Origin of the sequence: Mycolicibacterium vulneris (assembly GCF_002104765.1) — a bacterium.
In the GTDB taxonomy this organism is placed as follows: Bacteria; Actinomycetota; Actinomycetes; order Mycobacteriales; family Mycobacteriaceae; genus Mycobacterium; species Mycobacterium vulneris.
In genome coordinates this window covers 129,008-149,791 of sequence record NZ_NCXM01000015.1, presented here as the reverse complement: position 1 = coordinate 149,791, position 20,784 = coordinate 129,008, and the positions used below count along the sequence as shown (strand labels likewise).

The 20,784-nt window shown below is 68.6% G+C and carries 22 protein-coding genes; 8 read left to right on the top strand and 14 right to left on the bottom strand.

Features of this window, described 5'->3' with window-relative positions:
- From B8W69_RS16355 to B8W69_RS16320, 9 genes are all read right to left on the bottom strand, one after another.
- The coding region (locus tag B8W69_RS16355; protein ID WP_085290849.1) for a DUF6779 domain-containing protein at positions 1-1,189 on the bottom strand (1,189 nt) is incomplete at its 3' end.
- A gap of 126 nt (positions 1,190-1,315) precedes the next feature.
- Positions 1,316-1,792 (bottom strand): DUF3180 domain-containing protein, encoded by a 477-nt coding sequence (locus tag B8W69_RS16350; protein ID WP_085290847.1) that lies wholly within the window; start codon positions 1,790-1,792, stop codon positions 1,316-1,318.
- On the bottom strand, positions 1,792-2,340 hold the full coding sequence (folK, locus tag B8W69_RS16345; RefSeq protein ID WP_085290845.1) for a 2-amino-4-hydroxy-6-hydroxymethyldihydropteridine diphosphokinase: 549 nt from the start codon (positions 2,338-2,340) through the stop codon (positions 1,792-1,794). Before folK ends, B8W69_RS16350 begins: the two co-directional genes overlap by 1 nt.
- Before the next feature lie 52 nt (positions 2,341-2,392).
- Positions 2,393-2,794 carry a dihydroneopterin aldolase gene (gene folB / locus B8W69_RS16340; protein WP_085290843.1) on the bottom strand — a complete coding sequence of 134 codons (402 nt, stop codon included), beginning with the start codon at positions 2,792-2,794 and terminating at the stop codon, positions 2,393-2,395.
- Positions 2,787-3,638, bottom strand: coding sequence for a dihydropteroate synthase (gene folP / locus B8W69_RS16335; protein WP_110881957.1), 852 nt, complete (start codon positions 3,636-3,638; stop codon positions 2,787-2,789). Before folP ends, folB begins: the two co-directional genes overlap by 8 nt.
- Positions 3,635-4,237, bottom strand: coding sequence for a GTP cyclohydrolase I FolE (folE, locus tag B8W69_RS16330; protein ID WP_085290839.1), 603 nt, complete (start codon positions 4,235-4,237; stop codon positions 3,635-3,637). The genes folP and folE overlap by 4 nt, the downstream gene beginning before the upstream one ends.
- Before the next feature lie 16 nt (positions 4,238-4,253).
- Positions 4,254-6,689 carry an ATP-dependent zinc metalloprotease FtsH gene (gene ftsH, locus B8W69_RS16325; protein WP_085290837.1) on the bottom strand — a complete coding sequence of 812 codons (2,436 nt, stop codon included), beginning with the start codon at positions 6,687-6,689 and terminating at the stop codon, positions 4,254-4,256.
- Positions 6,690-6,701: 12 nt separating this feature from the next.
- Positions 6,702-6,908 (bottom strand): hypothetical protein, encoded by a 207-nt coding sequence (locus tag B8W69_RS29950; RefSeq protein ID WP_133058007.1) that lies wholly within the window; start codon positions 6,906-6,908, stop codon positions 6,702-6,704.
- Positions 6,909-6,941: 33 nt separating this feature from the next.
- Positions 6,942-7,355 (bottom strand): VOC family protein, encoded by a 414-nt coding sequence (locus B8W69_RS16320; protein WP_085290835.1) that lies wholly within the window; start codon positions 7,353-7,355, stop codon positions 6,942-6,944.
- Positions 7,356-7,461: 106 nt separating this feature from the next.
- Between B8W69_RS16320 and B8W69_RS16315 the strand changes: the two genes are divergently transcribed.
- The 6 genes from B8W69_RS16315 (at position 7,462) to B8W69_RS16290 (ending at position 14,245) form a co-directional block, all read left to right on the top strand.
- Positions 7,462-8,427, top strand: coding sequence for an alpha/beta fold hydrolase (locus B8W69_RS16315; protein ID WP_110881955.1), 966 nt, complete (start codon positions 7,462-7,464; stop codon positions 8,425-8,427).
- Positions 8,424-9,611 (top strand): LLM class flavin-dependent oxidoreductase, encoded by a 1,188-nt coding sequence (locus B8W69_RS16310; protein WP_085290833.1) that lies wholly within the window; start codon positions 8,424-8,426, stop codon positions 9,609-9,611. The genes B8W69_RS16315 and B8W69_RS16310 overlap by 4 nt, the downstream gene beginning before the upstream one ends.
- Positions 9,611-10,624, top strand: a complete 1,014-nt coding sequence (locus B8W69_RS16305; RefSeq protein ID WP_085290831.1) for a zinc-binding dehydrogenase — start codon at positions 9,611-9,613, stop codon at positions 10,622-10,624. The genes B8W69_RS16310 and B8W69_RS16305 overlap by 1 nt, the downstream gene beginning before the upstream one ends.
- Positions 10,625-10,654: 30 nt before the next feature.
- Complete coding sequence (locus B8W69_RS16300) at positions 10,655-12,232, top strand: HNH endonuclease signature motif containing protein (RefSeq protein ID WP_085290829.1); 1,578 nt, start codon at positions 10,655-10,657, stop codon at positions 12,230-12,232.
- 133 nt (positions 12,233-12,365) lie between these two features.
- Positions 12,366-13,340, top strand: coding sequence for a hypothetical protein (locus B8W69_RS16295; RefSeq protein ID WP_085290827.1), 975 nt, complete (start codon positions 12,366-12,368; stop codon positions 13,338-13,340).
- A gap of 164 nt (positions 13,341-13,504) precedes the next feature.
- Positions 13,505-14,245: an SIMPL domain-containing protein gene (locus B8W69_RS16290; RefSeq protein WP_085290825.1), complete on the top strand. Its 741-nt coding sequence runs from the start codon at positions 13,505-13,507 to the stop codon at positions 14,243-14,245.
- A 9-nt stretch (positions 14,246-14,254) separates the two neighbouring features.
- On the opposite strand, the gene hpt is transcribed toward B8W69_RS16290, so the two are convergent.
- From hpt to dacB, 4 genes are read right to left on the bottom strand one after another with little or no spacing between them, the layout of a single operon-like run.
- Entirely contained in the window at positions 14,255-14,866 is a 612-nt protein-coding gene (gene hpt, locus B8W69_RS16285) for a hypoxanthine phosphoribosyltransferase (protein ID WP_085290823.1), read from the bottom strand.
- Between the two features lie 50 nt (positions 14,867-14,916).
- Positions 14,917-15,891: a tRNA lysidine(34) synthetase TilS gene (gene tilS, locus B8W69_RS16280; protein ID WP_085290821.1), complete on the bottom strand. Its 975-nt coding sequence runs from the start codon at positions 15,889-15,891 to the stop codon at positions 14,917-14,919.
- Positions 15,870-16,931 carry an Rv3626c family coenzyme F420 biosynthesis-associated protein gene (locus B8W69_RS16275; RefSeq protein WP_085290865.1) on the bottom strand — a complete coding sequence of 354 codons (1,062 nt, stop codon included), beginning with the start codon at positions 16,929-16,931 and terminating at the stop codon, positions 15,870-15,872. Before B8W69_RS16275 ends, tilS begins: the two co-directional genes overlap by 22 nt.
- A complete protein-coding gene (gene dacB, locus B8W69_RS16270; RefSeq protein ID WP_110881954.1) occupies positions 16,928-18,313 on the bottom strand; it encodes a D-alanyl-D-alanine carboxypeptidase/D-alanyl-D-alanine endopeptidase in 1,386 nt (461 codons plus the stop codon). Before dacB ends, B8W69_RS16275 begins: the two co-directional genes overlap by 4 nt.
- A 104-nt stretch (positions 18,314-18,417) precedes the next feature.
- Between dacB and B8W69_RS16265 the strand changes: the two genes are divergently transcribed.
- Together B8W69_RS16265 and B8W69_RS16260 are read left to right on the top strand one after the other, a co-directional pair.
- Positions 18,418-18,906: an inorganic diphosphatase gene (locus B8W69_RS16265; protein WP_065030725.1), complete on the top strand. Its 489-nt coding sequence runs from the start codon at positions 18,418-18,420 to the stop codon at positions 18,904-18,906.
- A gap of 76 nt (positions 18,907-18,982) precedes the next feature.
- Positions 18,983-19,675: a hypothetical protein gene (locus B8W69_RS16260; RefSeq protein WP_085290817.1), complete on the top strand. Its 693-nt coding sequence runs from the start codon at positions 18,983-18,985 to the stop codon at positions 19,673-19,675.
- Here the strand turns inward: B8W69_RS16260 and B8W69_RS16255 are convergent.
- Entirely contained in the window at positions 19,672-20,757 is a 1,086-nt protein-coding gene (locus B8W69_RS16255) for a DUF475 domain-containing protein (protein WP_085290815.1), read from the bottom strand. The genes B8W69_RS16260 and B8W69_RS16255 overlap by 4 nt on opposite strands.
- Between the last annotated feature and the right edge of the window lie 27 nt (positions 20,758-20,784).

The following is a 20,784-nucleotide window of genomic DNA, read 5'->3' as shown; positions in this document are numbered from 1 at the left end:
GTGGGGGCGGCGGGGCGGCGGGTGACGGTCCGGCCGGCGGCTCGTTGGTGGGCGAGAAGTTGCGCACCCCGTAGTCGCGGTACTCCGCCGAATGGCGCGACCGTACCCGGCGGCCGGAGTCGCCGTACGACGGTGGCGCCACCGGCTCGACGGGCAGGGCATCCCAGGCCTCGTCGACGTCCGAATGCCGGGCACGCCGCCGGCCGCCGGTCGACGCGGGGGGATCGGCGCCGGCCCAATTGCTGCCCGGGGCGCCGGGCGGCAACCACTGGCCTTCGGCGGCGGTCGGCTGCCAGCCCTGCCCCGGCCACTGCGCCTGGGACTGTCGTTCCGGTTCCGTTGCCGGCTCCCGCTCGGGCCGCGGTGCGGGCTCCGGCTGGAATTGGGCCGCGGGCGCCGGCTGCGGCTGCTGACGGGGCTCGAAGCGCGGCTCGACCGGTCCCGCATACGAGGACTCCTCGGCGTACGAGGGCTCTTCGGCGTACGCCGGATCCGGGGCCGGTTCGTACAGGTGATTAACCCGCTCTCGCCGGGGCGGCGGCTGCTGCCGCGGTGGGATCAGCGGTTCCTCGGGCACGTCGATGATGGCGTCGTCGGCGCGCCCGGCGTTGTCCTGCGGCACCGAGGTCACCCTGTCGCTGGACACCCAATCGACCGGGGTGTCGCGGGGGTTCTCGCCGTTGCGGTCCCACTCGCTGTACGCACGCTCCGGTTGCGGCTCGGCCTCGGGCGTGCCGCCGAGCGCCGGCCGGTGCGCGAGGTCGGTGTCGAACAGGATTTCCAGGCTGGTCCGCAAGGCGGAAAGCTCCGCGCGCAACTCGGCCAGGTCGTCGGCGGCCTGGGCGCGCAGCTCGGAGGCCAGCTCGCGGCGCAGCTGGGACTCGACGGTCAGCTCGTATTCACGCCGGGCCGAGATCTCGCGGTCCAGCTGCAGGTCGTAAACGAGCTTGAGGTCGCGGACGCGGGACTGATCGGCGTCGCTTTGGCGCCGATAGAGCACGGAGACGAAGGCGCCGGCGACTGCGGCCCACAGCGCCAGGATTACAGCGAGCTTGAGGAGTTCCACCCGATTGGTGAAAACCAATGCGGAACTGGCCCCCATCGCGAGGACCAGCAACGCTGTCAAGAGCACCCACCCCGGCCTGCGGCCGCCGCGCCGCACCCGGGCGCCGCGGGACAGAACGGTCATGGCCTGAGAGTACCTGCGCGAGGTCAATCCGCGTGTCGCGCGACTCCGGCGATTCTCGCGCGGGTTACCGGCGGCGTCACCAGCGGAGTTGATCGCCTGCCGGCGGCCGGCAATCGCGGCGCCGGGCTAGGTTTCCGCACCCTCCCCGTGCTCGGTCTGATCGGGCGGCGATTTGCAGCAATGTTGCAGCCACATCGCGGCAATCAGCAGCGCCAGCGCGCTGACGGCCGCGACCACCGTCCCCGAGGTGTCCTCGGCGGCGGCCCGCAACCAGGACTTGCGCGGCAGGAAGTACACCAGGATGCCGACCCACCAACCCAGCGTTACCGCCCCCACCCAGGCCGACGCCTTGGCGACCACCAGGCTGCGCGCCACCGCAAGCGGGTGCAGCCAACCTGGACCGGACCCGATCTCGCCCTCGCTGATCCTGGCTCGCACGTAGCGCGCCCACAGCGCCTCGGCGATGGCCACCGCCAGCAGCGACAGGCCGGTCCACACTGTGATCGGCGGAAACCACCGGTAGAGGCCCTTGACCGTCAGATACCCCAGAAAGGCGGCGCCCACCACCGCGGCGGTCAGGTCACGCTTGCGGGTGGGCCCCATCAGGCCGTCGGCCCCTGATCACCCGGCGGCTTCCCGTTCGGCCGGAGCGTCAGGCCGGTCGGGCGCACGCCGTCCCGGTCGGCCGCTTCCAGCTGGGCCAGCAGGCCGACGGCCGGCTGCGGCCCGTCGGCCAGCGTCAGCTGCGCGTCCGGGTCGACATCCAGCCAGGGGATGAGCACGAACGCCCGCAGGTGGGCCAGCGGATGCGGCAAGGTGAGGTTGTTCTCCCGGGAGATCACCTCGGTGGGGCCATAACAGGCGATCAGGTCGACGTCGAGGGTGCGCGGGCCCCAGCGCTCGCCGCGCACGCGGCCCGCCGCCCGCTCGAACTCCTGCGCCCGACGCAGCCAGCCCCGCCCGTCGCAGGCCGGGTCGTCGGCGATCAGCACCGCGTTGAGAAACGGCGCCTGGTCCACGCGGCCCCAGGGGTCGGTCTCGTACACCGGCGACACGGCGAGCACCTTCTCCCCGAGCCCGTCGACGACCGACTGCAACCGCGCCAGCCGGTCACCCAGGTTGGAGCCGATCGACAGCACGACTCTGGTCATCAGCGTTGCTCCTCGACGCCGGCTGAGCCGGCGTCATCGTCGTCGTCGCGCGTCATACCGACCCGCCCGCCGGGACCACCGAGCCGCGGCCGCCGCGGCGCGACCGTCGCACCACCACCGCGACATCGGCGAACTGCTGCGGGATCGGGGCCTGCGGCTTGTGCACCACCACCTCGACGGCGTGCACGCGTTCGTCATCCATCACCTGGTCGGCGATCTGGGCCCCGACGGTTTCGATCAGATTGCGCGCGGGGCCCGCCACCACGTCGGCGGCCAACTGGGCCAGCGCGCCGTAGTCGTAGGTATCGGCCAGTTCGTCGCTGGCGGCGGCGCCGGCGAGGTCGATCCACACCGTGATGTCGACGACGAAGTCCTGACCGTTGGCGCGCTCGTGGTCGAAAACCCCGTGTTGTCCGCGAACCTTCAATCCGCGCAACTCGATTCGATCAGCCATTGTCTCCAGCCAGTTCCGTGTGCGACCCGTCGGTCCAGGCCGCTACGACCTTGAGGGCGTCGACCGTGGCCCGCACGTCGTGCACACGCACCCCCCAGGCCCCGTGCAGTGCGGCCAGCGCGGACACCACCGCGGTGGCCGTCTCGCGCCCATCGGGTGGTCGCGGCGAACCGTCGGCCCCGGCTAACAACGTACCGAGGAACCGCTTGCGCGATGCACCCAGGAGCACCGGGATGCCGGTGGCGACCAACTGCGGCAGGGCATGCAGCAGCGCCCAATTGTGTTGTCCCGTCTTGGCGAATCCCAGTCCGGGATCGATCATCAGCTGGCCGGGGTCGACGCCGGCGGATACCGCGGCGTCGACACTGGCCAGCAGCTCGTCGCGCACCTCGGCGACCACGTCGCGGTAATGCGGCGCCGCGTGCGGCCGCTCGGCCGACACCGAACGCCAATGCATCAGCACCCAGGGCACTTTCGCGTCGGCCAGCAGCGGCGCCATGGCGGGATCGGCGCGACCGCCGGACACGTCGTTGACGATCCGCGCTCCGGCGCACAGCGCCGCTCGCGCGACGTCGGCGTGCATGGTGTCGATACTTATGGTGATGTCTTGTGCCGCAAGTTCTTTGACGACGGGTACGACGCGGGATGTCTCGACGTGAGGATCGATCCGCGTGGCGCCGGGCCGGGTGGACTCTCCCCCGACGTCGACGATGTCGGCGCCGTCGGCGACCAGGGCCAAACCCTGCGCCACGGCCTTGTCGGGGTCGAGATAGCGGCCGCCGTCGGAGAACGAATCGTCAGTGACGTTCAGAACTCCCATTACCTGCACAGGCGCCAGGCTCACTTACGCAGGATCAGGTCGAGCGCTTCGGCTCGAGAAGCTGCGTTGGTCTTGAACAGGCCGCGCACCGCGGAGGTGGTGGTGATAGCTCCAGGCTTGCGGACGCCGCGCATCGCCATGCACAGATGCTCGGCCTCGACCACGACGATCACGCCGCGCGGATTGAGCTTTTTCACCAGGGCGTCGGCGATCTGGCTGGTGAGCCGCTCCTGCACCTGAGGCCGCTTGGAATACAGGTCGACCAGCCGCGCGATCTTCGACAGGCCGGTGACCCGGCCGTCGTTGCCGGGGATGTAGCCGACGTGGGCCACGCCGTGGAACGCCACCAGGTGGTGCTCACACGTGGAGTACAGCGGGATTTCCTTGACCAGCACCAGCTCGTCGTGATCCTCCTCGAACATGGTGTTCAGCACGCTGTCGGGATCGGTGTAGAGGCCCGCGAACATCTCACGGTAGGCGCGCGCGACCCGCGCCGGCGTCTCCCGCAGGCCGTTCCGGTCGGGGTCTTCGCCGATCGCATGCAGCAACTCGCGGACCGCGGCCTCGGCGCGCTCCTGATCGAATACCCGCGTCGTGGGCATCGCGGTATGCGGCAGCGCCATCGAATCCTCCGTTTGCTCAGCCGTGAGCCGGCGGGTTGGACCGGCTTACGTCGTCATCCTGCCGGTCGGGCGAGCCACCCTCCGGGGCGGGTTGGCCGGGCGGCGGATACGGCGGATACGGCGGGTAGGCGGGACGCGCCTGACCAGGGTGACCCGCGGCGCCCTGCTGACCGGGATAACTTTGCTGACCGCCCGGGTGGCCCTGCGGCCCGGGGTAGCCCTGCGGGCCCGGGTAGCCGCGGGCCGGCTGCTGCCAGTAGGGCTGCTGGCCGGGCTGCGCGGGCTGGTGCCAGTAGGTCGGCTGCTGTTGCTGCGGCGGCCATCCGGGCGCGCGCCAGCCGGCCGGGGCGCCGTAGTCGGGTTGGGTGGGCCCCTGCTGCTCCCCCTGACGATTGCCGCTGCCTTGAGTGCCGTGAGAACCGTTGCCGCCGTTGGCGTTTCGGTCGGCCTCTACCCGCGCGGCGGCAGCGGCTTCGCTGGCCCGCGCGATGGCCGCCTTGAAGGCCGGCTCGGGGGTCGGCGGCGGCCAGGGCTCGCCGCGCTCGATGGCCAGCTCGCCGGGTGTCTTGATCGGCGGCTTGTCCGACGGAATGCGGCCGCCGAAGTCGTCGAACATGGTAAGCCTGGGCCGTTTTTCGACTCCGGAGAAGATGGCCTCCAGCTCGGCCCGGTGCAGGGTTTCCTTTTCCAGCAGCTGGCCGGCCAAAGTGTCGAGTATGTCGCGATATTCGGTCAGGACCTCCCACGCCTCGGTGTGGGCCGCCTCGATCAACTTGCGGATCTCGTCGTCGATGTCGCGGGCGACCTCGTGTGAATAGTCCGCCTGCGTCCCCATGGTGCGGCCCAGGAACGGGTCGCCGTGCTCCGAACCATATTTGACCGCACCGAGTTTGGAGCTCATCCCGAATTCGGTCACCATCGCGCGCGCGATCTTGGTGGCCTGCTCGATGTCGGAAACCGCGCCGGTCGTCGGCTCGCGGAAGACCAGTTCCTCGGCGGCGCGTCCGCCCATCGCGAACACCAACTGCGCGATCATCTCCGAGCGCGTCCGCAGGCCCTTGTCTTCCTCCGGCACCGCCACCGCGTGCCCGCCGGTGCGCCCACGCGCCAGGATCGTCACCTTGTAAATGGGCTCGATGTCGGGCATCGCCCAGGCCGCCAGGGTGTGTCCGCCCTCGTGGTAGGCGGTGATCTTCTTTTCCTGCTCGCTGATGATCCGGCCCTTGCGGCGCGGCCCGCCGATCACCCGGTCCACCGCTTCCTCCAGCGCGGCGCTGGTGATGACGGTGCCGTTCTCCCGGGCGGTCAGCAGGGCGGCCTCGTTGATGACGTTGGCCAGGTCGGCGCCGGTCATGCCCACGGTGCGCTTGGCCAGCCCGGCGAGGTCGGCGTCCGGGCCGATCGGCTTGCCCTTGGAGTGCACCTCCAGCACCGCTTTGCGACCCGCCAGGTCCGGGTTGGACACCGGGATCTGCCGATCGAAGCGGCCGGGGCGCAGCAGCGCCGGGTCCAGGATGTCCGGCCGGTTGGTGGCGGCGATCAGGATGACGCCGGCCCGCGGGTCGAATCCGTCCATCTCGACCAGCAACTGGTTCAGCGTCTGCTCGCGCTCGTCGTGCCCGCCGCCCAGGCCCGCACCGCGCTGGCGGCCCACGGCGTCGATCTCGTCGACGAAGATGATGCAGGGGTTGTTCTGCTTGGCCTGATCGAACAGGTCGCGGACGCGGGAAGCACCGACTCCGACGAACATCTCGACGAAGTCGGAGCCCGAGATCGTGAAGAACGGGACACCGGCTTCCCCGGCGACCGCGCGGGCCAGCAGCGTCTTACCGGTTCCCGGCGGGCCGTAGAGCAGCACGCCCTTGGGGATCTTGGCGCCCAGCGCCTGATAGCGGCCGGGGTTCTGCAGGAAGTCCTTGATCTCGTAGAGCTCCTCGACCGCCTCGTCGACGCCGGCGACGTCGGCGAACGTGGTCTTGGGCATGTCTTTGGAGAGCTGTTTGGCGCGCGACTTGCCGAAGCCGAAGCCCATCCGGGCGCCACCCTGCATGCGGGAGAACATCACGAACAGGCCCACCAGGAGCAGCAGTGGCAGGACGTAGATCAGCAGTTCGCCCAGGATGCTGCCCTGGTTGACGACCGTGCTGACCTTGGCGTTCTTGGCGCTCAGCGCGTTGAACAGGTCGACCGCGTAGCCGCTGGGAAACTTGGTGATGACCTTGTCGGAATTGTCGGTGTCACCGTTGCCCTTCTTCAGGGTCAATCGCAGCTGCTGTTCGCGGTCGTCGATTTGCGCACTTTTGACGTTGTCGCCGTTGATCTGGGACATCGCCACGGATGTGTCGACGGGCTTATAGCCGCGGGTGTCGTCGCTGAAGTAGAAGAACGACCAACCGAGCAGCACCACGACAGCAATTGCCGTGATGGTGCGAATCACGTTTTTCCGGTTCATCAATCATCGGCCTTAGCGGCCAGGTCCTTCCCCGATATACACGCAGCTGAAAAAGTCCAGGCTACCGCTAGCGGCGATCGCCAGCTCCGGCAGAGCCGGGGCGCAGCGGGTCGCCGCCATCTGCTTAGCGGCGATCGCCAGCTCCGGCAGAGCCGGGGCGCAGCGGCTCGCCGCCATCTGCTTAGCGGCGATCGCCAGCTCCGGCAGAGCGGTCGCCACCGTCTCCATCAGTTAACGACCGGCAGTTCCCGGCTAGTCGTAATACCGGGCCTCGACCACGTTTCCGTCCGGATCGGCGAAGTAGTACCCCTGTGGGGCCCACCCGCGCGCGCCGAAGCTCCGGTTCAGCCGCGCGCTGGTATCGACGCCTTCGGCCTGAAGCCGCCGGTCCAACGCGTCATATTCGGCCTTCGACAGCGCCAGGCAGACGTGATTCACCGGATGGCCGGCGCTGCCCGCGATGCGCGTCAAAGTCTCGGTGGCCGAAATGCCTTCGGTGGGCATCAAGTCGATGATGGAGTCCGCACAAATCCGCACGCTCGGGAACGGCGCGTCGCCGGCTTCGAATTCGGCGAAGCGGACCGGTTCCAGCCCGACGACGCGGGCGTAGAAGTCCATCGACGCCCGCGGGTTCCTCGTCCAGAGCACCACGTGGTCCAAGCGCATCGAACCGAGTATTCCCGCCGTGCGCCTTTTTGATCGTCAACACGGCGCGGGCGACGAGACAGATTCGGGCCTTCTCAGGCAGCAACCGTTGTGCTTTGGTGGGACGGTGCCCCCAACCGAACGGTTAGTAGAGACCAATGGTGCGCGGCTACGGGTGATCGAAGCGGGCGACCGCGGCGCACCGGTGGTGCTCCTGGCGCACGGCTTTCCCGAACTTGCCTACTCCTGGCGTCACCAGATACCCGTCCTCGCCGACGCCGGCTACCACGTGCTGGCACCCGATCAGCGCGGCTACGGCGGTTCGGACCGTCCGGACGCCGTCGACGCCTACGACATTCATCAGCTGACCGCCGACCTGGTCGGCCTGCTCGACGACGTCGGCGCGCAGCGCGCGGTCTGGGTCGGGCACGACTGGGGCGCCGCCGTGGTGTGGAACGCGCCGCTGCTGCACCCGGACCGGGTCGCGGCCGTCGCGGCGATGAGCGTGCCGGTGACCCCGCGTCCGCGCGTCGCACCGACCACGGCGTGGCGCAAGACCTTCGGCGAGAACTTCTTCTACATCCTGTACTTCCAGGAGCCCGGCGTCGCCGACGCCGAATTGAACGCCGATGCCGCCCGGGTGATGCGACGCATGATGGGCAGCCTGCGCACGTCCGGCGACAAGGCCGCTGCGCTGCGACTGGTGGCGCCCGGTCCCGAAGGCTTCATCGAGCGGCTACCCGAACCCGACGGGCTGCCGGACTGGATAAGCCAGGACGAGCTCGACCACTACATCGCCGAATTCACCCGCACCGGCTTCACCGGCGGCCTGAACTGGTATCGCAATTTCGACCGCAACTGGGAGACCACTGCGGAGCTCGACGGCGTGAAGATCTCGGTCCCGTGCTTGTTCATCGGCGGCACGGCCGATCCCGTCCTGTCCTTCACCCGCACCGATCGCGCCGCTGAGGCGATCTCCGGCCCGTACCGACAGGTGATGATCGACGGCGCCGGGCATTGGCTGCAGCAGGAGCGCCCCGACGAGGTGAATGCGGCCTTACTGGAATTCCTCAACGGATTGGAGCTGCAATGAGCGCGCCTCCGCGCTTCGGTGTCTTTATCACCCCGTTTCACCCCATCGGCCAATCCCCAACGGTGGCACTGGAATACGACATGGAGCGCGTCGTCGCCCTGGACCGGCTCGGATTCGACGAGGCGTGGTTCGGCGAGCATCACTCTGGCGGCTACGAGCTGATCGCCTGCCCGGAAGTCTTCATCGCGGCCGCGGCGGAGCGGACCAAGCACATCCGGCTGGGCACCGGCGTGGTGTCGCTGCCCTACCACCATCCGCTGATGGTGGCCGACCGGTGGGTGCTGCTCGATCACCTGACCCGCGGCCGGGTGATGTTCGGTGCCGGGCCCGGCGCGCTGCCGTCGGACGCCTACATGATGGGCATCGACCCCATCGAGCAGCGCCGGATGATGCAGGAATCGCTCGAGGCGATCCTGGCGCTGTTCCGTGCCGCACCCACCGAGCGCATCGACCGGCACTCCGACTGGTTCACCCTGCGTGACGCCCAGTTGCACATCCGGCCCTACACCTGGCCTTACCCCGAAATATCCACGGCGGCAATGATTTCGCCGTCGGGACCGCGGCTGGCCGGCGCGCTCGGCACCTCGCTGCTGTCGTTGTCGATGTCGGTGCCCGGCGGCTACGCGGCGCTGGAAACCACCTGGGACGTGGTCCGCGAGCAGGCCGCGAAGGTGGGGCGGGACGAGCCGGACCGGGGCGACTGGCGCGTGCTGAGCATCATGCACATCGCGGACAGTCGCGAGCAGGCCATCGACGACTGCACCTACGGGCTGCAGGATTTCGCGAATTACTTTGGCGCCGCTGGATTTGTGCCGCTGGCCAACAGCGTGGAAGGCACCCAGACGCCGCACGAGTTCGTCGCCGACTATGCGGCCAAGGGGAATTGCTGCATCGGCACGACCGAGGACGCCATCGCCCATATCGAGGACCTGCTCGACCGGTCCGGCGGCTTCGGCACCCTGCTGATGCTCGGCCACGACTGGGCCTCGCCGCAGGCGACGTACCACAGCTATGACCTGATGGCGCGCAAGGTGATTCCCCACTTCAAACGCCAGCTCGAAGCGTCCCGCTCGTCGCACGACTGGGCCAAGGGCAAGCGCGACCAGCTGATCGGCCGAGCCGGTGAGGCCGTCGTCAAAGCCATCACCGAGCACGTCGACGAGCAGAAAGACGCGGTGCACTGATGCGCGCGGCGGTGTTGCGGAACGGCCGCATGGTCTATCGGGACGACGTGCCTGACCCGATACCCGAAGCCGGCCAGGTGCTGGTGGGCGTGCGCGCGTGCGGAATCTGTGGCTCCGACCTGCATTTCGCCGCCCACGGCGCGCAGGTGCTGGAGATGAGCGATCGGGTGGCCGGTGGTTCGGGCGCCATGCACGTCGACCTGAACCACGACATCTTCATGGGTCACGAATTCAGTGCCGAGATACTCGAAGCCGGCCCCGGCACGGACACCCATCCGCCGGGCACACTGGTCACATCGCTGCCGGTGCTGTTGTCCGCCAAGGGCGCCGAGCCGATCGTCTATAGCAACAGCACGGTCGGCGGCTACGCCGAGCGGATGCTGCTGTCGGCGCCGCTGCTGCTGCCCATCCCCAACGGCCTGGACTTCAAACACGCCTCCCTCACCGAGCCGATGGCGGTGGGGCTGCACGCGGTCAACAAGTCCAATATCGCGCCCGGTGAGACGGCCCTGGTGCTCGGCTGCGGCCCGATCGGGATTGCGATCATCGCCGCCCTGCGGGCGAAGGGCGTGGAACCCGTTTTAGCGGCCGATTTTTCGCCCAAGCGGCGGGAGCTGGCCGCCGCGATGGGAGCCGACCAGACGCTGGATCCGGCGCAGGGTTCACCCTTCGACACCGTCAAGCCTGCGGTGGTGTTCGAGGCGGTCGGCGTGCCCGGCATCATCGACGACGTACTCCTACGAGCGCGGCCCGGCACCCGCCTGGTGGTCGCCGGCGTGTGCATGCAACCCGACACCGTGCACCCGTTCTTCGCGGTCGCCAAGGAGATCAACGTTCAATTCGTACTCGCCTACACGCCCGAGGAGTTCGGCGATTCGCTGCGCGCCCTGGCCGAGGGCGACGTCGACGTCAGTCCGCTGATCACCGGCGAGGTCGGCCTCGACGCGGTCGGCACGGCGTTCGACGACCTCGCCGACCCCGAGCGACACTGCAAGATCCTCGTCACGCCCTGAATGTCAGCGGGCGACGCTATAATCGAACGTATGTTCGAATTGCCGCCCGATCCCGCCGCGCTGGTGGCGGTGATCGAGTCCACGCATCGGGAGGAATCGATGCTGGTGGCCCGTCGGCTTTCGGCGGTGGCGGCGTTGCTTCGACATCGCGTGGCGACCGCCGAGCGCCCGGATCGGGAGTACGCGGAAATCGCCGGCTTCGAGCAGACCGCCGCCGAGGTCGCCGCCGCGATGAACCTATCCCCCTCGGGCGCCAGCTACCTGGTGACCTATGCGGAGGCGCTCGACGTCAGGTTGCCCAAGATCGGGGCCCTGCTGGCCGAGGGCCGAACAGATTGGCGCACAGTGCGGTTGATCATCAGCCGTACCGATCTGGTCACCGACCACAAACTGATCGCCAACCTTGACCATTCGCTGGCCGACCGCATCGGCAACTGGCACAGCTGGTCGAGGCAACGGATAGTCAACGCCGTCGACGCCGCCGTGCGAACCGCCGACCCCGACGCCGCCCGCGAGCGCCGCCTCGCGGCCGAGGACGACCGCCGCATCGAAATCAGCGCCTCTGACAATGGGATGGCGGAAATTCATGGCTCAGTCGCCGCCTCGGCCGCCGCCGCCTTCGACCGACGGCTGTCCCAGCTCGCCAAGCAGGTGTGCCCGGCGGACACGCGAACCATGGACCAGCGACGAGCCGACGCGCTGGCCGCGCTGGCTGAAGGCCGTGGATTGGCCTGCGCCTGTGGACAATCGGAGTGCCCCGCCCGCTCAGGCGACCCCGACCTCGGCCCGGCCGGGGCTCGCGTGGTCATCAACGTGGTGGCCAGCGAGCAAACCGTCTACGCCAATGGAGCCGAGCCCGGCTATCTGGAGGGCTACGGCGTCATCGATGCCGACCAGGTGCGCCAATTGGCCGCCGCGGCATCCGTCCTCATCGCCGATCCGACGACGAGCCCGGTCGAGGCGCTGCGCTATCAGCCGTCCGCGGCACTGGAGCGGGCCGTTCGATGCCGGGATCTGACCTGCCGCTTCCCAGGGTGCAGTCGGCCGGCGGTGGTCTGCGACCTCGACCACACCGTTCCGTTCAACCACCAGAATCCGGCGACAGGCGGGCAGACCACAGCCGAAAACCTGAAATATCTTTGCCGTCAACATCATCGGCTCAAGACGTTCGGCGGCTGGCGTGACAGGCAACTCCCCAACGGCACGGTGGTGTGGACGTCGCCGAGTGGACGGACCTATCAAACTTCGGCCGCCGGCACCGACCTCTTCGCGCAGCCGCACCGGCCGTCCTGCGTGACGCCCACCCCGAACCCGCGAACCGGATCACGGCAGCGCAGCGCACGAATTGCCCGAGCGCGTAAGCACAATCGCGAGCAAAGGCCGATAAACGAGGCCCACCTGCGGCTCGAAGAGGCGCGAAAACAGGAGATCGAAGCGCGCAAATTCCGAAACCACATGCGTGACATGCTCTTCCTGTTCAAGGGCGCCCCGAGCACCAGCCCCTACTGCACCTGGGTGAACGATCCCAGGGAACCGGAGGAATTGCCGCTGGACTGGTTGCCCGACGAGCCGGTGCTGCAGCCCTTGCCGGACGACCCACCCTTCTAAAACCACCGGGTTACCTCATTTCCCCAAAAACTCTGCAGCCAGCCAGATCACCCGATACTCTCCGCGGACAGAAACCGGGCACGCCGGAAGCGAACATAAGAAAATCGCTCGTGATCCGGCAGTAGTAGGCGGCATGAACGACCGGAAATCGACTCCCACCACGCTTGCCATATACCGTGACCTACGGGTTGGCATGGTGATCATCACGCTTATGCTCGGGGTGGCCATCATCATCGAACAGTTATCGGCAACCTGCTGGCAATTCGCAATCAGCGCTTACTATTACACGTCCGCGCATAGCATCCTGATCGCCGCGCTACTGGCCTTGGGCACGCTATTAATCATGTACAAGGGCAGCAACGACACCGAGGACGTGTTCTTGACTCTGGCCGGGGTCTCCGCGTTGATGATCGCGATGGTGCCGCAGGGTCGACCCGCGAACCTGTGTGGGCGAAATGATCTTCCGCCCCAATTCGAGCCCGCGATTCAACCCAATGTCTGGGCCGTCGTAGTCGCACTGATTGTGGGCTGGGTGGCGATGGCCTTGCTGCATCTGTTCAACCACACTCGGCATAAGAGAAGCCCGCTGGGAACCCTGGCGCTGTGGATTTTCTGGTCGATCATGGCGCTCGGCTTTATTGCCCTTGTCTTTTTCCCGGGCTGGTTCAACGCGCATGTCCACGGTATTGCGGGTTTCCTGTTGCTCTCGTCCTTCATCATCACCGTGTTCTGCGCCGCATACGTCGCCGGGCAAGAGGATATTCAAAAGTCACCGCATCGGCGCTGCTATCAGTGCTGGTACCGGGCGATTGGCTGGGCGATGGTGGGGACGTTAATCGCAGTGGTCGCACTGCATCTCAGGCATCCCGGGTGGGAGCTCTGGGTCCTTCTGATCGAAGCGCTGGTGATCATCGAGTTCGCCGTGTACTGGGCGGTTCAAACCGTCGAACTGTGGAATTCACCAGACCGCAGGGACCGGCTACCCGACGATGCCCAGAAGCGGATCAGGGAATGGCGTTCCGCGGGCGGCGGGTTCGCCGGGGTGAGGTCCGAACTGACCGGACCACACGATGGGCGTCAAGGCGGAAGGCTGCTGCCGCTTCTCTAGCGCGGGCTGGTCGCGGATGCGGCCCAGAAGCGCACCAATCATCCACTCATGCAAGCACGATCGCGAGCAGCCCCGAGCGGCGAAAACCCGCAACCCGCGCCGCACGATGCATCCTTGGCGAAGAATTATCGTCTCGCGGCGGCCCAGCGGCTAGGGTGCCAGGCATGCCGGTCGCAACGAAGGCCTCGAAGTTCATCCGCCGATCGATCGCGGTGGCCGCGGCCGGCCTGACGATCGCAGCGATCTCCGCGTGCGACAAACACAACCCGCCGCAGCCCGGGGCCAACCCCCGTCAGGTCACGGTCGTGGGCACCGGTCAGGTGCAGGGCGTCCCGGACACCCTGACCGCCGAAGTCGGCATCGAGTTCACCGCGCCCGACGTCACCACGGCGATGAACCAGACCAACGACCGTCAACGGGCGGTCATCAACGCACTGACCGGCGCCGGCATCGACCGCAAGGACATCAGCACCACCGAGGTCACCCTGTCGCCGGAATACAGCAACCCCGAGCCCAGCGGTACCGCCGCCATCACGGCGTACCGCGCCACCAACGCCATCGCGGTCAAGATTCATCCGACGGATGCCGCGTCGCGCCTGCTGGCCCTCATCGTCGGCACGGGCGGTGACGCCACCCGGATCAAGTCCGTCCGCTATTCCATCGCCGACGATTCCCAGCTGGTGAAGGACGCCCGGTCGCGCGCCTTCAACGACGCCAAGAACCGCGCCGATCAGTACGCCCAGCTGTCCGGGCTGCGGCTGGGCCGGGTGCTGTCCATCTCGGAAGCCACCGGCAACACCCCGCCGCCGGTCGGGGCGCCTCGGGCCATGCCCTCGATGGTTCCGCTGGAGCCCGGCCAGCAGGCCGTGAACTTCTCAGTGACGGCGGTGTGGGAGCTGGACTGAGCCCGGGGTCTACTGCTGGTAGACCCGGGGGTCCAGGGTGCCGATATAGGACAGGTCGCGGTAGCGCTCGTCGTAATCGAGGCCGTAGCCGACGACGAAGTCGTTGGGGATGTCGAAGCCCACGTAGGCGATGTCGACGTGCGCGCCCTGCGCGTCGGGCTTGCGCAGCAGCGTGCACACCCGCAGCGAACGCGGGTGCCGCGTCTTGAGGTTGCGCAACAGCCAGGACAGCGTCAGGCCCGAGTCGACGACGTCCTCGACGATCAGCACATCGCGGCCCTCGATATCGCGGTCCAGGTCCTTGAGGATCCGCACCACGCCCGAGGACGACGTCGACGACCCGTAGGAGCTGACGGCCATGAATTCGAACTGGGTGGGCAGCGGGATCGCTCGGGCCAAGTCGGTGACAAAGATCACAGCGCCCTTGAGCACGGTGATCAGCAGCAGGTCCTGTCCGGTCTCCGTCGCGGCGTCGCGGTAGTTCTCGCCGATTTCGCGGCCGAGTTCGCCGATTCGCGCCTGAATTTGCGCCGACGTCAGCAGGACAGACTTGATATCCCCTGGGTACAGCTCCCCGGGTTGGGCTGGGGTGATCGCCGAGGAGATCTGGGCCACGCCCACAGAGTGCCACGACGGCGGGCGAATAACCAACGGCAGCCCCGATATTGCGGCTAATGGATCGGTTTGCCGACCGGCTCGCGCCACAGCATCAGGACGCCGTCGCGGCGGCCCGCGAACAATCGCTCGTCGGGCAGCGACGACCCGACGGCCACCCCGCCCTGCCCGCGCCAGCCGGTGACCAGGGCGTCCACCCCACGAATCTGCTTGTCGGTCAGGTTCGTTGCGCCGCCGGCCAACAACCAGGCCCGGATCACCCGGCGCCGCACCGGGCCGTCCAGCGTCGCCAGCGCCTGCACCCGCAGGCCGGAGTCCGCCTTGACCCCGGGCAGCGCCCGGGCCGCCAGCGCGTCGAGCAGCTCGGAGTCCTCGCGCAACGACGTCGCGGTGCGGGCCAGCGCCTCGGCCACGCCACCGCCGAGGGCGTCCTCCAGCAGCGGCAGCACCTCGGTGCGCAGCCGGGTTCGGGTGAAGCGGCGGTCGGCGTTGTGCGGATCCTGCCAGGGGGTCAGCCCCAGCTCCGCGCAGGCGGCGTGAGTGGTGGCGCGCCGGACCTCCAGCAACGGCCGGCACCACGGCGGGTCGTGGGGGCGCATCCCGGCGATCGAGCGCACCCCGGACCCGCGGCCCAGCCCCAGCAGCACCGTCTCAGCCTGGTCGTCGAGCGTGTGCCCCAACAGCACCGGGCCGGTGTGATAGGCGCTCAACGCGGCGTAGCGGGCCGCGCGCGCCGCCGCCTCGGGGCCGCCCTGGTTGCCCACCTGCACCCGGACCACTTGAGCCCCAACGCATCCCAGCGCGATGGCCTGCGCCCTTGCGGCCTCGGCGACGGCGGCCGAGTCGGATTGCAGGCCGTGGTCGACGATCACCGCCGTGGTGGGCCGCAGCTGGGCCGCCACCGCGGTCAGCGCCAGGGAATCGGGACCGCCGGACAGCGCCACGCACCACTGTTCGACGGTGGCGAGGTGGGTCTTGACGAACGCCTCGACAGCCGCACGCAGCAGGCCTACAGCACCCGGTCGATCCACCGCTGGGGTTCTTCGATCTCGGTGGGCAGCGGCAGCGTGTCGGGGCCCGTCCAGATGGCGTTGAACCGGGCCATCCCCACCTGGCCGACCACGTGGTCGACGAACGCCTTGCCGCGGGTGTACTGGCTGAGCTTGGCGTCGAGGCCCAGCAGTGCGCGCAACAACCGCTGCAGCGGGGGCTGCTTGCGGTGGCGGCGCTCGTCGAACCGGCGGCGGATGGTGGCCACCGACGGCACCGCCATCGGCCCGACGGCATCCATGACGTGGTCGGCGTGACCCTCCAGCAGGGTGCCCAGCACCAGCAGCTGGTCCAGCGCCTGCCGCTGCGGTTCGGACTGCACCGCGCGCACCAGCCCGAGAATGCCGGACGCGTTGGCGTCGGATTCCTGCGTTCCGGCGCCGCGGTTGCGGGCGTAGTCGGCGAGGCGGCCGATCACCTGCCCCATGTCCTCACCCGCGTCGCGGGTCAGCAGGCCCAGCGCCTGCGACATGTAGTCGGGCAGCCACGGATTGGCGGTGAACTGCACGCGATGGGTCACCTCGTGCAGGCACACCCATAGCCGGAAATCGGACGGCTGAACCCGAAGCTGCCGCTCGACGGCGATGACGTTGGGGTACACCAGCAGCAGGCAGCCGGTTCTGGCCCCGTCGTTGGCGGCGAACGGGTCGTATTGGCCGAGAATCCCCGAGGACACGTAGGCCAGGACGGCGCCGGTCTGCGCGCCGGTGACGCGGCCGGTGAGAAACCCGCGCGGCTTCTCGGAGCCGTTCATCATCACCCGCATCGACTCGGTGGCCGCGGCGACCCAGTCCGGACGGTCGACGATGCGCGCGGCCGGCACCGCGCCGTCGGTGACCAGGCCGGTGACGTCACGCACCAGCGGTTCGGCTTTGGTGGACGCGGTGGCGAGTTCGTCGATCACCTGGCGGCGGGTGTAGTCGCTGGACGGCGGACCCGGACGGGCCAGCCGCCGCCCGACACTGGCCGCGAACTGCCAGTCGACGGCGGTACCCAGCGTCAGGTCCGGCGCCGGCGTCATGAGCACCCGCAGGACCACAGGCGGGTCGCCAGTGCGTCCATCACGTTGCGGCCGTTGGAGCCCGCGTCGTTGGAGATGAAGGCGAAGGTGAGTACCCGGCCGCTGCGGTCGGTGAGCACCCCGGCCAACGCGTTGATGGCGGTCAGCGAACCGGTTTTGGCCCGCAACCAGCCGGCCGGGCCCTGGTTGGTGGAGGCGTCGGTGAACCGGTCGGCCAGTGTCCCGCTGCCGGCGGCGATCGGCAGCAGATCCAGCAGCGCCCGCAGCGACGGCTGGTCGGGCCCCGCGGCGGCCTGCAGCACGCCGTCGAGCGTCCTGGCCGTCAGCCGGTCGTCCACCGAGAGCCCACTGGAATCCAGCAGCGCCACACCCGTGGTGTCGACGTGGGCGGTGGTCAGCCGGTTGGTCACCGCGTCCGCCGCGCCGGCGAAGCTGCGCGGCCGGTTGATCGCCGCCGCAACCTCGCGGGCGATGCTTTCGGCCAGCACGTTGTCGGAGTGGTCCATCATCTCGGACAATCGCTGGACCAGCGGCGCCGACTGCACGACCGCCAGTTGCCGGGCCCCGGACGGCGCGGTCGCGGTCGTCACCGCGTTGGGGTCCAGGCCCAGCGCCTTGGCCAGCTCCCGCCCGGCATCCAGCGCCGGGGTCCGGGACCGCCGCGAGTTGACCGTCGAGGGCTGGATGCGTCCGGCGTCGATCATCACCGACTCGATCGGCGCGATGTCGCCATTGTCGACGTCAGCCAGATCCCAGCCCTGCGCCATCGTCGGCCCGCTGAACGCCGAGGTGTCCACCTGCACCGCGGTCGGCGTCACGCCGCTGCGGCGGATCTGCTCGACCAGGTCGCTGATGCGTGCCGACCCCCGGTACCAGGTGGGCACGCCGGGCGGCGCCGCCGACAGCGCCGGATCCCCCGCACCCACCAGCACGACGGGCCCCTGGGCGTTCTGGCTGCCGGCCACCACGCGGGTGGTGATCCGGGCCTGGTGGTCCAGCGTCAGCAAGGCCGCGGCGGCCGTCAACACCTTGTTGGTCGACGCCGGAACCAGCGGCATGTCGCCGGCTACCTGCCACAGCTCTTTGCCGGTGATGGCGTCGGTGACCCGGCCCCCGAGCCGGCCCAGGTTAGGGTCGCCCGCCACCGGCGCGAGCATCGCGGCGACGCCGGGTCCGCTGGGTAGCTCGGCGGTGTCGCTCACCGGGACCATGCCCGGCTTGACCGCCGGGGCATGCGGGGGCGGGATCGGGGCATGCGCGCTGTTGGCGCCGTGTCCGGTCGTGGTGAAAAACGTTGCCGCCACCACTACGGCGACGACGAACGCCAGCACACCCAACCCGATGAGCACTGGGGTGGATTTTTGCCAGCGAGTACGGGTCATCACTCTCCTGACTGTCTGAACCCATTCTGCCGAATCGGCGGCGATGCGCTCGACTAGGGTGTAGCAGAGCAAAATTGGCCTGCCTAGAAGAAGGAGTCGACGCGGTGGAATTCGACGTGACCATCGAGATCCAAAAGGGCCAGCGGAACAAGTACGAGGTCGACCACGAGACTGGACGGCTACGTCTGGACCGCTACCTGTACACCGCGATGGCCTACCCGACCGACTACGGCTTCATCGAGGACACCCTCGGCGAGGACGGCGACCCGCTGGACGCGATGGTGCTGTTGCCGCAGTCGGTGTTCCCCGGCGTCATCGTGGAGGCCCGTCCGGTGGGCATGTTCCGGATGACCGACGAAAAGGGCGGCGACGACAAGGTGCTGTGTGTGCCGGCCGGCGACCACCGCTGGGAACACATCCAGGACATCGGCGACGTGCCGGAGTTCGAGCTGGACGTGATCAAGCACTTCTTCGTGCACTACAAGGACCTGGAACCGGGTAAGTTCGTCAAGGCCGCGGACTGGGTCGGCCGCGAAGAGGCCGAGGCGGAGATCCAGCGCTCGATCGAGCGGTTCAAGGCCGAAGGGCACTGAACTCCACCGGCGCGTTGACGCTTTCGGCGTAATCGCGCCCGCGCCGCTGCGGGATTCTCGGTGGCATCCTGGCGAGGTGACCCCGGTGCTGCATTTCGCCGCGAATTTCTGGTGGCTGGTTTTCCCGCTGGGCGGTGCGATCGGCGGCGCGCTTCGGGCCATCGGCGCGGCCAACGAGCGTCGAGCCGAGCGCCGGATGGAGCGCTACCGGTTGAAGCAGCAGGCAAAGATCGCGGTGGCCGAGGCATCCGGGCGGGGGCGGACCCACGAGGAAGCCGACCGCCGGGAACTCGCCAAGCTCGTTGCCGCGCATGACCGTACCGACGCCCGGTGGTTCGACTATGAGGTCGACATCGCGAAGCTGTTGGACTTCCCGCTGATGACCAACATGCGCGATCCGCTCACCATCGCTTTCCATAAGGCGAAGCGCCGCGCCGACCTGCTGCGGCCCGAACCGCCGGACGCCCTGGTGGGCGACCGGGATGCGCTGCTGGACTACCGCCATGCCGTCCACGAGTACCTCAGCGCGTTCGAGATCGCCGAGGCCGAGGCGATCCGGCGGCGGCGCAGCGACTTCTCGGCCGACGACCAGCAACGGCTGGCGCGCGCCCAGAACCTGCTGCACCTGGCGAACGACGATGCGGCGACGCGCGAGGAGCGCCACAACGCCTACGCGCGGGCGACCAAGGAGCTCGACGGTTTGATCGCGCTTTCCGCCCCCGCCCGGGCCGCCATCGAACAGCGCATCGCCGGGCAGATCGAGGCCTAGACCGTTTGGGCCCCGGCGCGGGCGTCGCGGCGATTGCGCAGGATGCTCCAGCCCAGCGCCGCCGCGATGAAGACCACGCCGACCGAGGCGGTGACGGCCTCGGGGACCTCGAACTTAGGCTCGATGGAGGCCAGCATGATCGCGGCCAGCGCCCCGATCGCCCAGTGCGCCCCGTGTTCCAGGTAGACGTATCGGCCCAAGGCCTCCTGGCGGACCAGATAGATGGTGATCGACCGGACGAACATCGAGCCGACCAGGCCCAGCCCCAGCGCGATGACGATCGGGTCGGAGGTAATGGCGAACGCGCCGGTGACGCCGTCGAAGGAGAAGGCGGCGTCGAGGACCTCGAGGTAACCGAACAGGGCCAGGCCGGCCCAGCGCGTCGCCGTGCCGGCTTCGGTGTCGGTGTCGGTGTCGGTCGGCCGGAATGCCCGGCTCAATCCGTTGACCACCAGATAGGTCACCATGCCCAGCAACCCGGCGGTCAGCACCGTGGCCGCCTCGTCTCCCGAGTGCGTCAATTGCGTGCCCACCAGCACCAGCGCCAGACCGGTGACCACCAGCGACACCTGCCCCAGTCGGCCGATGCGCGCGAAGGGGATCTCAATCCACTTGAGCCACTTGATGTCTCGGTCATAGAAGACGAAATCCAGGAACAGCATCAACAGGAAGATGCCGCCGAACGCGGCGATCTGGGGATGCGCGGCGATGACGAGCTTCTCGTAGCTGGGCGAGCCGTCCGGAAACTCCAGCGCGCCGTGCGGCGGCGGATGCAGCGCCAGCTCCATCGCGCGCACTGGTTCGAGCCCCGCGGTCGCCCAGACGATGAGCAGCGGGAAGAGCAGTCGCATGCCGAAGACGGCGACAAGGATCCCGATCGTCAGGAACATCCGCTGCCAGAAGCGGCTCATCCGCTTCAGGATCGAGGCGTTGATGACGGCGTTGTCGAACGACAGCGACACCTCGAGCGCGGCCAGCGCCAGCAGCAGATAAAGACCTTTGAAGCCGCCGTAGGCGTATCCGAGGCACAGGGCCGCCGCGGTGACCACCAGCGAGATCCCGAAGGTGCGCAACGCGGGCATGGATCCTTTCCGACAGCCGATCACACT

Excerpts from the sequence above, each read along its gene's own strand:
- B8W69_RS16275 (WP_085290865.1), bottom strand. The coding sequence starts at position 16,931 with ATGACGCCGGCGCCGGACCTGACGCTGGGTACCGCCGTCGACTGGCAG.
- B8W69_RS16300 (WP_085290829.1), top strand. The coding sequence starts at position 10,655 with ATGTTCGAATTGCCGCCCGATCCCGCCGCGCTGGTGGCGGTGATCGAG.
- dacB (WP_110881954.1), bottom strand. The coding sequence starts at position 18,313 with ATGACCCGTACTCGCTGGCAAAAATCCACCCCAGTGCTCATCGGGTTG.
- B8W69_RS16310 (WP_085290833.1), top strand. The coding sequence starts at position 8,424 with ATGAGCGCGCCTCCGCGCTTCGGTGTCTTTATCACCCCGTTTCACCCC.
- B8W69_RS16290 (WP_085290825.1), top strand. The coding sequence starts at position 13,505 with ATGCCGGTCGCAACGAAGGCCTCGAAGTTCATCCGCCGATCGATCGCG.
- folK (WP_085290845.1), bottom strand. The coding sequence starts at position 2,340 with ATGACCAGAGTCGTGCTGTCGATCGGCTCCAACCTGGGTGACCGGCTG.
- B8W69_RS16320 (WP_085290835.1), bottom strand. The coding sequence starts at position 7,355 with ATGCGCTTGGACCACGTGGTGCTCTGGACGAGGAACCCGCGGGCGTCG.
- ftsH (WP_085290837.1), bottom strand. The coding sequence starts at position 6,689 with ATGAACCGGAAAAACGTGATTCGCACCATCACGGCAATTGCTGTCGTG.
- folE (WP_085290839.1), bottom strand. The coding sequence starts at position 4,237 with ATGGCGCTGCCGCATACCGCGATGCCCACGACGCGGGTATTCGATCAG.
- B8W69_RS16350 (WP_085290847.1), bottom strand. The coding sequence starts at position 1,792 with ATGGGGCCCACCCGCAAGCGTGACCTGACCGCCGCGGTGGTGGGCGCC.
- B8W69_RS16255 (WP_085290815.1), bottom strand. The coding sequence starts at position 20,757 with ATGCCCGCGTTGCGCACCTTCGGGATCTCGCTGGTGGTCACCGCGGCG.
- B8W69_RS16305 (WP_085290831.1), top strand. The coding sequence starts at position 9,611 with ATGCGCGCGGCGGTGTTGCGGAACGGCCGCATGGTCTATCGGGACGAC.
- folB (WP_085290843.1), bottom strand. The coding sequence starts at position 2,794 with ATGGCTGATCGAATCGAGTTGCGCGGATTGAAGGTTCGCGGACAACAC.
- B8W69_RS16295 (WP_085290827.1), top strand. The coding sequence starts at position 12,366 with ATGAACGACCGGAAATCGACTCCCACCACGCTTGCCATATACCGTGAC.